This window comes from Undibacterium sp. Ji42W, from assembly GCF_049340405.1.
Taxonomy (GTDB): Bacteria; Pseudomonadota; Gammaproteobacteria; order Burkholderiales; family Burkholderiaceae_D; genus Undibacterium.
In genome coordinates this window covers 186,651-198,509 of record NZ_JBMPOV010000004.1, presented here as the reverse complement: position 1 = coordinate 198,509, position 11,859 = coordinate 186,651, and the positions used below count along the sequence as shown (strand labels likewise).

Genomic DNA, 11,859 nt, shown 5'->3' with positions numbered 1-11,859 from the left:
CATCAGAAAATCATTTATGCAATTAACCCATTTCACCGACCTGGGACTACGTGTGCTCATGTATCTGAGCCACAAAGACAGACAAGAGCCAGTGACAATCAGCGAGATTGCCACTAAATTTTCAATCTCCCGCAACCATCTGGTCAAGGTGGTGCATTTTCTCGCACAAAAAAACTGGATCATCACGACCAGGGGCAAGGGTGGCGGGATGGCTCTGGCGCAAGACGTAAAAAATTATCGGCTGGGCAGCATTATCCGTGAACTGGAAGGCGGAAATGCCTTAATAGACTGTGCCATCCCGCCTTGCGCACTACGCGGCAATTGCCAGCTTAAATCTTTACTTGATGAGGCGTTGTTGGTGTTTTACACAACGCTTGACCAATACACACTACAAGATGCTGTCGGCGGCCATACGCAGGAAGCCATCATTATGTTGCATCGATCTGGCTTCATCGATAGTGCAAAATTCACGCAACTTTCTTAAATGCCCTGGTAACTGACCCACTATTTCAAAGGGCGATACATCATCTCTTTCGTCATTGAATCTCGCATTGTTTATTCCTCATTATTGTTTTTTAAAAAATGCTAATATGCTTACAAGGCCATGTAATAAGACCGCTTGGCAAAGTAGGCATGGTGTTTTTGCAAGAAAAATAATCTCTTGGCAAAACATGCCTGGTGCCAGGTCTGCGATAGTGCGATAGATATGAGCATTTAGCTAATGCCAGGAGTTCAGATGACAGTGTCCCAGATGCAAGCCCGCATTTTGATCGTCGATGATGAAACCGCACATATGCAGGCATTGTGTGATTTGTTGCGCGACCATAACTATGAAACTACAGGTTTTGCAAATGGAATCGAAGCACTTGCACATCTTCGCAACCATACATTTGATTTATTGCTGACAGATTTGATGATGCCTGATCTTGATGGCATTGCCATGGTTGAGTCCGCCCGCAAGATCGATACTGACCTCGCATGCATAGTCATGACAGGCGAGGGCAGCATCTCATCAGCAGTCAAGGCGATGAAGGTAGGCGCACTTGACTACATTATCAAGCCATTCAAAATATCAGCCATTTTGCCCGTGTTGGTGCGTGCCATGGAGACGCGTCAGTTACGTATGGCAAATGCCAGACTGGAACAGCAACTACGCGAACATACTGCCGAACTGGTAATGCTGAATCAAGACCTCGAGCAGGCCAGGATGCATGCAGAAATTGCAAATCGTGCAAAATCGACTTTTTTGTCGAACATGAGCCATGAATTGCGTACTCCTTTGAATGCCATCCTTGGTTTTGCCCAGATTCTGGCGTCTGATAGTCTGCAAACCAGTCTCGAAGAGAAAAAAGAATTCGCCAAACATATAGAAGAAGCAGGCAGCCACTTATTGGCCTTGATTAATGAAATTCTTGATCTGGCAAAAGTAGAGTCCGGCGCAATGAAATTATCTGTAGAAGTCATCACTCTTGATGAGGTATTCGCAGAGTGTAAGACAATGATAGAACCGCTGGCCCAGAAGCGTGGAATTAATGTCGGTTTTGCAGAAAACACTTGCCTGCATGTGAATGCAGACCGGATTAGACTCAAGCAGGTATTGATTAATCTATTGTCGAATGCCATCAAATATAACCGGCAAAGTGGCTCTGTCAGTGTTGCTGCATTTCTGGAAGATGATCTTCATGTCTGTATTCAAGTAACAGATACTGGTGTAGGGCTCAGTGCGGTTCAATTGGAAACCATTTTTCAGCCATTTAACCGTCTTGGGCGAGAAGTATTCAATGAAGAAGGAACAGGCATCGGACTGTCATTAGTCAAGCATCTTGTTGAAGCAATGGACGGCAGCATAGGCATCAATAGCCAGGTAGGTGCAGGCAGTACATTTTGGGTCAGATTCCCCGGTTCTGTTGCCGATAGCCATTACCGGAAGCCAGACATCAAAACCATGGTTGATGAAACTGTGCAAAGCGAGAGATCGAGTGCACAGAAATGCCTGTTGTATGTGGAAGACAATCCTACCAACTTGAGACTGGTCGCTGAATTGATACGCTTGCGCTCTGACCTGGTTTTGTTGACGGCTACTGATGGCTTGCTGGGTATAGAGCAGGCACGTTCATATTTGCCAGACGTCATTTTGATGGATATTAATTTACCAGGTATAGACGGTATAGAAACCATGCGGTTTTTGCAGAGTGACCCAAGGACTACGCACATTCCGGTCATTGCTGTGACGGCAAATGCAATGCCTGCAGATCTCGAAAGCGGGAAAACGGCCGGTTTCTTTTCGTACATTACTAAACCTATCAATATTGAGGAATTTGCATTGGCTGTGGATAAGGCCCTGGAGTTTGCGGCAAATAAAAACTGACTTGAGGCATCAGTGTCCTTACGCTGATGAACACTTTTTTAGTGTTTTATATATGAAAGGATGGATATGGAGCAGACATCAGAAAATAGCCTCGCACACATAGACCGGTGGCAAAAGAACAGACAAAAGGCATTCAAGACCATCCCGCCCGAAGGCAAAGTAGTGAAATACCTGGGAAAAGAATTTCTGGTTTTTCCGGAAACCTTTTGGCCATTCACGGACAGCCAGCCGCTGGTGCAGAGTTTGAAGATCAAGCCAGGTGAAAGCGTACTGGATGTAGGCACGGGCTCAGGGGTGATTGCTATTTTTGCCTGTTACGGTGGTGCAAGCAAAGTGACGGCGGTCGATATTAATCCTGCAGCGATCAAGAGTGCCAAACACAACGCGAAACTGCATGGTTTTGACAAACTGATGAAAGTCAAAAAATCCAACCTCTTTCAGGCGCTGGAGGGGGAGCAGTTTGACGTTATTACCGCTAACTTGCCATTTCGCAACAAGCCCGCACATGATGTCGTCGCCAGTTCGCAATGGGATACTGATTTCAAGACGAATACACAATTTTTTGCGGAAGTTGGCAAGTACCTCAAGCCGGAAGGCCGCATTTATTTTTCTCAATCCAATTTTGGTGCCATTGATAAGATCAGGGAATTGGCAAAAGCTGCCGGTTTGACCGTCAGAACACTGGCGAGTGCAGCTGCCGACAAGGCAGAGACAAAAAAATTCTATGCCTTTGTGATGAGGCGTGCAAAGCAGCCGGGTTAATGATGGACGTCATAGACGTTGTCAATAATTTGCGTGAGGTAGCGCATACAGATCTGGCAACGCGTGTCAAGAATGTTGCGGTTATCCTGACGTCGCCCAGATCAGGTTCCAGCCTGCTTAAAAGCGTGCTCTCATCGCATCCCGGGATTGCCTCACTTGATGGTGAAATGGAGCCATTTCTTGCGCTGACGAGAAATGGGCTCGCCTTCAATGCAGATAGCGATGCCCTCAAGTCCATCGACAATCAAGACACCCTGCTGGACAATATTTTTGATGACATGACTTTGCCCGTAGAGGGCGAGTCTGACTATACATTTCTGAAAAACAGATGGCGAAAACGTCTCCTGATGCAATTTCCAGCCTTATTCTCTGAAGAGCGGGCCTATCTTCAACTCATACATGATCTCGATGCGGTTTTTCGTCTGGCAATAGAAAAGAGGATACAGGGCGAAGCCATGCTGCAAGATTTGGTGCTGTCGCGTGTTTTTAAAAGTGAGACCTGGAGACAGGATTACTACGACGGAAAAAAAAATCCTGCTGCAAGTCATTGGTTTAATGAGCCGTTCAAACTCGAAGAACCGCCATTTGTCATTCCCCGCCAACATCGGCGACAGTTGGAATCTGCTGATGTTGAGCATAAAATTTTGCTATTCAAGACACCTCCTGATGTTTACAGGATAGGCATGTATGAGCAGCTGTTTCCAAATGCCAGTATCAAGTATCTGCATCTGACCAGAGGCTATGCGCAGTCAGTGAACGGCTTGATGGATGGCTGGTTGTCGCCAGTTGCTTTTTTTTCACGCGATCTGGAGCGCCTGGGGCTTGAACTATCGATCAAAGGCTACTCCGATACTGTCAGTTTTGGCAAACGCTGGTGGAAATTCGATTTACCACCTAATTGGCAAGAATACATGACTGCCAGTCTGGAAGAGGTTTGTCTAAATCAATGGTTGTCTGCGCATCAGGCCATTGTTTCAAGTCAGGTCACCTCTCTTTCTGTTTCATTTGAAGAATTTTTATCCAGCCCCGCCGCAATCATGCAGAAAATCACTTCTTACCTGGGCTTGCCAGATATGCAGAGCTTACCTGTTTTCCCAGTGACGATGGCGACCGAGGCACCCAAAATCCGGCGCTGGCATAAGCGTGAAGCCAGTTTGCTGCGCATGGGAGAACGAAAGGATGTACAGATGATGATGGATACCTTGGCTTATTCCATGAATCCTGAAACCTGGCTATGAATAAACACTTACTCATTCCATTTTTGACCGGGCAAAGAAGGGATGGCCTTGGCCGTGTCAATGATGTCAGTGCGCATCCCTGGGAAATAGTAAATATTCCTGAGTTCAAAGAAACTGCTATTGCTGATGCGAATGAAAAATTGCGCAGGATGGGACATATTTATGCAAATCTTGCCAATCGGGTCCAGCAAATCACTGAGCACGGCGACCGTGTAGTCTGCATTGCTGGCGACTGTTTTTCTACTATAGCTGTAGTGGCGGGGCTGCAAAAAGCGGGCAGGCAACCTGACCGTATATTGTGGCTGGATGCACACGGCGATTTTCACACATGGGGAACTACGCAGACCCAATATCTGGGGGGTATGCCCTTGTCCATTCTGGTCGGGCGGCGTGACAGGCGCAAAAATGAGCGGGATGCCATTGGTTCTTTTTTACAAGAAGTTGGTATTGAGGCTTATCCGGAGGAGCAAATCATTCTGTCTGATGCCCGGGACGTGGATCCTGGAGAAAAAGAATCCTTGGAGAGTTCAAAGATACGGACTTGCAAAATTGATGAAATCAGCAAGCATCTGTCGCTGGATGAAAACATTTATTTGCATTTTGATACGGATGTGATTGATGACAGACCCGAAATGCCTGCACTTAAATACCATGTCCGGCAAGGGCCATCACATGCACAGATATCGGCACTTTTTTCTGTATTGAGACAATTTAAAATTGTTGCGGTGTCTGTTTCTGCTTGGCATGAAGAGCAAGACCTGGATAATAAAACCGCTATTGCTTGCTTAAATTTACTTGAAGAACTAGAATAAAAAACAATGTTTCATTGTTGCATGATGTGATGTCAACGGCAATGCAAAACACATGCTTGTACCACTCTTGAATGTTCGGCGCGGCTCTCACGCTTATCTTAGATATGGTTGCACGAGTTGGTAAAATGAATGTGGAAAAGAGGGAAGCGGCATGGCAGGCACAAAGCTCGGGCAATTTTCTTACAAGTCAATGTTTATCTGGCTTGCCTGCCTGCTTTTTGCAGCGCTCTTGTTGAGTCTGATTTATGTTTGGCTCATCCGCTTGCCGGCGCCCAGAGTGCCGCTGGAACAAGTCATCATTGCAACCAATACTGAGTATGTAGGTACCTGTTCGATCACCGCTGCCCGAGAAAAAGGTTACTTCGCCAAAGAAGGAATTGTTGTTCTCATACAATCACATTCCAGTGGTAAAGCTGCCATGGAAGCCGTAGTTCAAGGACAGGCGCATCTTGGAACTGTGGCCGATATTCCCGTTATGTTTGCCGGACTCGACCAAAGGCCGGTTGCAGCAATAGCCACCATTTTTAAAACTGACAAGGACCATGGCATAGTCGGACGCCGTGACCGAGGCATACTCCAGCCGGCTGATCTCAAAGGCAAGCGTGTCGGTGTCACACTCAGTACTTCAAGTCATTTCACACTCAGCGCTTTTTTGAACCGCCAGAAACTGTCAGTTAAAGATGTGACCATGATTAATTACAAGCCCGAAGAGTTTGCTGACGCGATAGAGCGCGGTGAAGTCGATGCAGTGGCCACATGGGAGCCATTCCTGAATACCATGATGACCCGGCTTGGTGATAATGGGGTGATTTTTTATGGCAAAGATGTATATGAAAGCCTGTACAACGTAGTTGGCATGCGCAGTTATATTTCTGCTGAGCCCGAAACCATTAATAAGGTATTGCGGGCACTTGATCAGGGAAGCAATTACTGTAATGAGATGCCTGACGCTGCCCGCATATTGCATGAGGCAGGCAAAAAGACCGATACCAAAGAGCAAAGAACGGCGTGGACTACCTATCGTTTTGAAATTGGTCTTGACCAGGGTTTATTGCTGGCGTTGGAAGATCAGGCCAGGTGGGCAATCAAGAACAAGTTGACCAATAAAACCGAAGTACCAAATTACCTTGATTATATTTATCTGGACGGCATGGAAAAAGTCAAGCCATCGGCAGTAACCATCATTCATTGAGATTCCAAAGTGAAAATTTCAACCCGGCTGAAATTTGCGGAATTAATATCTTTAGCCATTGTGGCAATGATTGTTGTCATCCTGTTGTCCACCACTTTACAGATGAAGCGTGAAATCGCCAAAAATGAAGCAGCTGGCGAGTTATTGCAGGCAGTGACTTCTTTGCGTTATCTCACACTGGAATATGCCTTGCGTCATGATGAGCGTACCAGGGCACAATGGCAGTTACGCAGCACCTCTCTGGCAAAGCGCTTGGCTGGCCCGGAAGAATTTACAGAGCCAGCGGATAAAGAGGCAATAGCCGAATTGAGAGATGGCAATGAAAATATAGCGCAACTCTTTGCTTTATTGGTAGGCAATCATCGAGAGTTGATGAAGGAAAAAGACAAGGCCGAGATACTAGAGGAGCTAGAGTCCCGGTTATTGGGGCAGATTACCAATAAAACCCAGGCCATGATTTCTGATGCCTTGAGTTTGTCTGAACAAAGCCGTATCGGCGCATTGAACGCCCAGCAGCGTGCATTTAATGCAGTGATCCTGTTTGGCGGCATAGTCGTATTGGTCGTGACTGTCACTATCTATATTACGCTGCGCAGTGTCAGCCGGCCTCTGGAAAAACTGCGTGAAGGCACTGCCATTGTTGGCGCGGGCAACCTTGATTTTTCCCTGCGGTTTGATAGCCAGGACGAAATAGGAGATTTGGCCCGTGCATTTGATGGCATGACAGAAAAACTGAAGCTGACCACCGTCTCACGAGACGCGCTGGTGAATATCAATGAAGCGCTGCAGGCAGAAATTATAGAGCGTCAGCAAATTGAGAAAAAAGCGCAGGCACAACTTGCCCGATTGAATTTGTTGCATCAAATTACCCGTTCGATAGGGGAGCGCCAGGATTTACGCAGCATTTTTCAAGTCGTCATTCGCAGCCTTGAAGATCATCTTCCTGTCGATTTCAGTTGCGTCTGCCTGTATGATCAAAGTAAAAACCAGTTGCAGGTTACCAGCGTTGGCTTGCACAGCGAGTCATTGGCACAAAAATTGTCCATGACCAAAAATACTCTCGTATCGATTGATGAAAATGGCCTGTCCCGTTGTGTGAAGGGGCAACTGGTCTATGAAGCGGATATCCGTAACGTCGATTTTCCTTTCCCGCAAAGACTGGCCGCAGGTGGACTCAGTGCCCTGGTGATGGCGCCACTAAGAGCAGAAAGCACCGTATTTGGCGTGCTGGTTGTTGCCAAGCGTGAAGCCCATAGTTTTAATAGTGGTGAGTGCGAATTTTTAAGGCAGTTGAGTGAGCATGTGGCCTTGGCTGCCAATCAGGCACAACTTTATACTGCATTACAACAAGCTTATGATGACCTGCGCCAGACGCAGCAATCCATTATGCAGCAAGAACGTTTGCGTGCTCTTGGGCAGATGGCTAGCGGCATAGCCCATGACATCAATAATGCTATCTCCCCGGTTGCTCTTTACACTGAATCCTTGCTGGAAACAGAAAAAAACCTGAGTGTAAAAGGTAGAAATTATCTGGAGGTCATTTCGCGGGCAATCGACGATGTTGCTGCAACTGTTGCCAGGATGAGGGAGTTTTATCGTCAACGGGCGCCACAATTATCATTGTCACCTGTCAATGTGAACAGCCTGGTGCAACAAGTCCTGGACCTGACCCGTGCCAGATGGAGTGACATGCCACAACAACGCGGCATTGTCATCAATGTGCATACCGAGCTTGCACCAGATTTGCCGGATATCATGGGCGTGCATGGCGAAATACGGGAAGCGCTGACCAATCTGATTTTCAATGCTGTTGATGCGATGCCTGAAGGTGGGATACTCACTCTGCGTACCAGTATCGTGCAGGACTTGCTGGAATCAACCAAAGAAGTCATCTTGAAGCAGGTTCACATTGAAGTCAGTGATTCAGGTGTAGGCATGTCTGACGATACTAGACGTCGTTGCCTGGAGCCATTCTTTACCACCAAGGGTGAACGTGGAACCGGGCTAGGCTTGGCGATGGTGTACGGCATGATAGAAAGACACAGTGCCCATATTGACATACTGACGGAAGTTGGCATAGGCACCACCATGCGCATGAGTTTTCTGGTGCCTACGACTATCAGCCCGGTTGCCAGAACGCCTGCGCCGGAAGCAGTGCCCACGCATAGGCGCATACTGGTGGTTGATGATGACCCGATGGTATTAAAATCATTGCGTGACATACTGGAAATTGACGGTCACAGCGTGCTCGCGGCTGATGGTGGTCAGGCCGGGATAAATGCATTTACTGATGCCCACGAAAGAGGAGACACTTTCGCCGTTGTCATCACGGATCTTGGCATGCCATATATCGATGGCCGTAAACTGGCCAGCTCAATCAAGCAAGTATCACCCATGACCCCCATCATCATGTTGACAGGTTGGGGGCAGCGCCTGGTAGAAGATGGCGAATCCCCGTCGCATGTGGATTGCGTACTCAGCAAACCACCCAAACTGTCGGAGTTACGCGAGGCATTGAGGAAGATACTTTGATTTTTCTGCTGCCTTAAGTCAACCCCAAGCTCACCCAAACCAGACTGGCTCATCATCTGTTTTTCCACTGTCACATGCACGCAAAAATTGACAAATACATAAATTGTAATTTTGCAGCATCGGACATCAGCTTCTGAACTGCTAACTGGCAAATTCCACGCAATTCACCAAAGTTCGCACAAAATAGTGAACTTTCCCCGTGTTTTTCAGACTAAACTGTCGCGCCCTGGACTTGCTCCAAGGTACCAAGAGGGAATCACTCATAATTTTCACATCTTTTTATAACAATATGATGAAAAAAACACTCACCACACTGGCGGTCATGAGCCTATGCCAGATAGCTAGCGCAGATGAAGGCATGTGGATGCCTCAGCAGTTGCCACAGGTTGCCAACCAACTCAAAGCGGCTGGCTTGAAATTAAACCCTGCGAATTTAACCAAGTTGACAGAGTTCCCCATGGGCGCCATCGTCAGCCTGGGTGGTTGCTCGGCATCTTTCGTTTCTCCGCAAGGTTTGGTGGCAACCAACCATCACTGCGTCTATAACAGTGTTGCCCACAATTCAAAACCAGAGCGCAACTTGCTGGCAAATGGATTCCTGGCGAATAATCTGGAAGAAGAATTGCCTGCCTCTCCTGGCTCTCGTATTTTCGTGACGAAAGAAGTCAACAATGTCAGTAACAAGATCATCGACAAAAATACTGCCAAATTGAATGGCAAAGCGCGTGTCGATGCCATCGAAAAGAATTCCAAAGTCATCATCGCCGAATGCGAAAAAGACGCAGGCCATCGCTGCAATGTCTACCCTTACTACGGTGGCCTTGAGTATTACCTCATCAAGCAATTGGAAATTAAAGACGTACGCTTGGTTCACGCGCCACCTGAAGGTGTAGGCAAATTTGGCGGCGATACTGATAACTGGATGTGGCCACGTCACACTGGTGACTATGGTTTTTACCGTGCCTATGTCAGTAAAGACGGCAAATCTGCCGACTACAGCAAAGACAATGTACCTTACGTACCAAAACATTTCCTGAAACTGGCCAAAGACAATCTCAAGGAAGGCGACTTCATCATGGTGCTGGGTTACCCAGGCCGCACGAACCGTCATCGCCTGCCATCAGAAGTCGCTTATACATTTGACTGGGACTATCCTACATTCGTGAAGAGTAAAGGAGACATGCTGGCTATCATCGCCAAAGAAACCAGCAATAATCCGGATGCCAAACTGAAATACGCTGCAGAGGTCGCAAGCATCCACAACTACTACAAAAACCGTCAGGGTATGCTCGACAGCTACGCTGGCAGCGATATTCTGGCACGCAAAACCAAAGAACATGAAGAGCTGAAAGCCTGGATCAACAGCAATCCAGCACGCGCCAAAGAATTTGCCGGCGATATAGATCAAGTTGAAAAATTGATCGCAGAGCGCGATGCACTGGGGAAGCGCAATTTTTATCTGGGCAGTTCTTCTCCACGATTCCTCTCTACAGCGCGTACTTTGTACCGCTTGTCGAATGAATCAACAAAGGCGGATGCGGAACGCAAAGCAGGCTTCCAGGTACGCGACCTGCCTCGCTTCAAAGCTTCAGTAGATGCGGTCGAACGCAACTATGATGAAAAAGTCGATAAGGCTCTGGTGTTGTACAACCTGAGTAAATACGCCGCACAAGCCAAGGCTGACCGCAATGCCAATTTCGATGCCGCATTGGGCATCAAGGATGGCATGTCTGAAGCTGATTTGAAATCCCTGCTTGATACCTTGTATGCTGGAAGCAAGTTGGGTGACAAGACATCACGCAGCGCGTGGTTGACTGCAAAACCAGAAGACTTCAAAGCCAGCAATGACAGCTTTGTCAAAGCAGCCGTGGCGATGTATGAAGGCGGCTTGAAACGTGAAGCTGAGGATGAAGAATTGATGGGTAAAATCCAGCAAGCCTACGGCAATTACATGAAAGCGAAAATTGCCTACATGAAGAGCAAAGGGCAGGCAGTATATCCAGATGCAAACAGCACCTTGCGCGTTACCTTCGGCAAAGTGACTGGACGTGATCACGGTACTGCTGACGGCCTGGCATGGAGCGCCTTTACGACAGTCAATGGTATCCCGCCAAAAGCAACCGGCACTGGCGAATTCAATGCGCCAGCTGCGCAATTGGCTGCGATCAAGGCCAAAGATTTCGGCAAATATGTTGATCCGCAACTGAAGACAGTTCCGGTGAACTATCTGGCGACTTTGGATATCACGGGCGGTAATTCTGGGTCCGCTGCCCTTAATGCCAAAGGTGAATTCATCGGACTGGCATTTGACGGCACCCTGGATTCCATTATTTCCGACTGGGACTATAACAAGGCCAACTCCCGTTCCATACAGGTTGATCTGCGTTATATGTTATGGCAGATGAAGCATGTGGATAAGGCTGATCGTCTGTTGAAGGAAATGGGCGCAGAGTAATCAAGCAACTGCCTCAAAGTAAAAAGCCCTGCAAGTCACATTGCAGGGCTTTTTCTCATCTGAGCATTAAAGCTCGTATTTATTGCCTGCAGTGGAACGGATAGGATGCGTGTCATAGATCAAATCCAGATATTTGATTTTGTTGCTATCCGCATCAAACGTAAACAAGTCCATGACCTTAAAGCTAATTAAAGTTCCGTCACGAACTGTCCAGTCATATTGGAAATAGGCAGTCGCATGATGTTTCTTTGTTGTGCTGACAAAGATGTCGATAGGGGTAATGACATTGCGGCTTGAAGCTTCTGCCAGCCTGTCAAAGAAAGGGCTGACTGCCATTTCACCAAGAAACGGCGAAAGCACTTTCCCATCTTCTGCAAACAAGTTTTTGATGGTGTCATAGTCGGCATCACCAAGCGCCTTCATATAGGTTTGTAAAACAGAAATGTACTCTGACATTGATACTCTCCTTTGGAACGATATTTCACAAATGTGCGGCAGTA

At 47.3% G+C, this 11,859-nt stretch carries 9 protein-coding genes; 8 read left to right on the top strand and 1 reads right to left on the bottom strand.

The genetic code is table 11. The features are described from left to right. The first annotated feature begins 16 nt into the window (after positions 1 to 16). The 8 genes from ACO0LG_RS10225 to ACO0LG_RS10190 all read left to right on the top strand — a co-directional run bounded on the left by ACO0LG_RS10225 (position 17) and on the right by ACO0LG_RS10190 (position 11,359). Entirely contained in the window at positions 17 to 484 is a 468-nt protein-coding gene (locus ACO0LG_RS10225) for an RrF2 family transcriptional regulator (RefSeq protein WP_423025937.1), read from the top strand. A 252-nt stretch (positions 485 to 736) separates the two neighbouring features. Then, positions 737 to 2,368 (top strand): response regulator, encoded by a 1,632-nt coding sequence (locus ACO0LG_RS10220; RefSeq protein ID WP_423025935.1) that lies wholly within the window; start codon positions 737 to 739, stop codon positions 2,366 to 2,368. A 66-nt stretch (positions 2,369 to 2,434) separates the two neighbouring features. After that, positions 2,435 to 3,130: a methyltransferase gene (locus ACO0LG_RS10215; RefSeq protein ID WP_423025933.1), complete on the top strand. Its 696-nt coding sequence runs from the start codon at positions 2,435 to 2,437 to the stop codon at positions 3,128 to 3,130. Then, on the top strand, positions 3,130 to 4,368 hold the full coding sequence (locus ACO0LG_RS10210; RefSeq protein ID WP_423025931.1) for a sulfotransferase: 1,239 nt from the start codon (positions 3,130 to 3,132) through the stop codon (positions 4,366 to 4,368). The genes ACO0LG_RS10215 and ACO0LG_RS10210 overlap by 1 nt, the downstream gene beginning before the upstream one ends. Further along, a complete protein-coding gene (locus ACO0LG_RS10205; protein ID WP_423025929.1) occupies positions 4,365 to 5,180 on the top strand; it encodes an arginase family protein in 816 nt (271 codons plus the stop codon). Before ACO0LG_RS10210 ends, ACO0LG_RS10205 begins: the two co-directional genes overlap by 4 nt. A gap of 151 nt (positions 5,181 to 5,331) precedes the next feature. Then, entirely contained in the window at positions 5,332 to 6,372 is a 1,041-nt protein-coding gene (locus tag ACO0LG_RS10200; RefSeq protein ID WP_423025927.1) for an ABC transporter substrate-binding protein, read from the top strand. Positions 6,373 to 6,438: 66 nt separating this feature from the next. Then, complete coding sequence (locus tag ACO0LG_RS10195) at positions 6,439 to 8,904, top strand: response regulator (RefSeq protein ID WP_423026560.1); 2,466 nt, start codon at positions 6,439 to 6,441, stop codon at positions 8,902 to 8,904. A gap of 292 nt (positions 8,905 to 9,196) precedes the next feature. Then, the gene (locus ACO0LG_RS10190; RefSeq protein ID WP_423025925.1) at positions 9,197 to 11,359 is read left to right on the top strand and encodes a S46 family peptidase; all 2,163 of its coding nucleotides are present in this window, start codon (positions 9,197 to 9,199) and stop codon (positions 11,357 to 11,359) included. Positions 11,360 to 11,425: 66 nt separating this feature from the next. On the opposite strand, the gene ACO0LG_RS10185 is transcribed toward ACO0LG_RS10190, so the two are convergent. Then, positions 11,426 to 11,815 (bottom strand): nuclear transport factor 2 family protein, encoded by a 390-nt coding sequence (locus tag ACO0LG_RS10185; RefSeq protein ID WP_423025923.1) that lies wholly within the window; start codon positions 11,813 to 11,815, stop codon positions 11,426 to 11,428. Between the last annotated feature and the right edge of the window lie 44 nt (positions 11,816 to 11,859).

Coding starts and splice junctions, on each gene's coding strand:
- ACO0LG_RS10215 (WP_423025933.1), top strand. CDS start 2,435: ATGGAGCAGACATCAGAAAATAGCCTCGCACACATAGACCGGTGGCAA.
- ACO0LG_RS10200 (WP_423025927.1), top strand. CDS start 5,332: ATGGCAGGCACAAAGCTCGGGCAATTTTCTTACAAGTCAATGTTTATC.
- ACO0LG_RS10225 (WP_423025937.1), top strand. CDS start 17: ATGCAATTAACCCATTTCACCGACCTGGGACTACGTGTGCTCATGTAT.
- ACO0LG_RS10185 (WP_423025923.1), bottom strand. CDS start 11,815: ATGTCAGAGTACATTTCTGTTTTACAAACCTATATGAAGGCGCTTGGT.
- ACO0LG_RS10220 (WP_423025935.1), top strand. CDS start 737: ATGACAGTGTCCCAGATGCAAGCCCGCATTTTGATCGTCGATGATGAA.
- ACO0LG_RS10190 (WP_423025925.1), top strand. CDS start 9,197: ATGAAAAAAACACTCACCACACTGGCGGTCATGAGCCTATGCCAGATA.
- ACO0LG_RS10205 (WP_423025929.1), top strand. CDS start 4,365: ATGAATAAACACTTACTCATTCCATTTTTGACCGGGCAAAGAAGGGAT.
- ACO0LG_RS10210 (WP_423025931.1), top strand. CDS start 3,130: ATGATGGACGTCATAGACGTTGTCAATAATTTGCGTGAGGTAGCGCAT.
- ACO0LG_RS10195 (WP_423026560.1), top strand. CDS start 6,439: ATGATTGTTGTCATCCTGTTGTCCACCACTTTACAGATGAAGCGTGAA.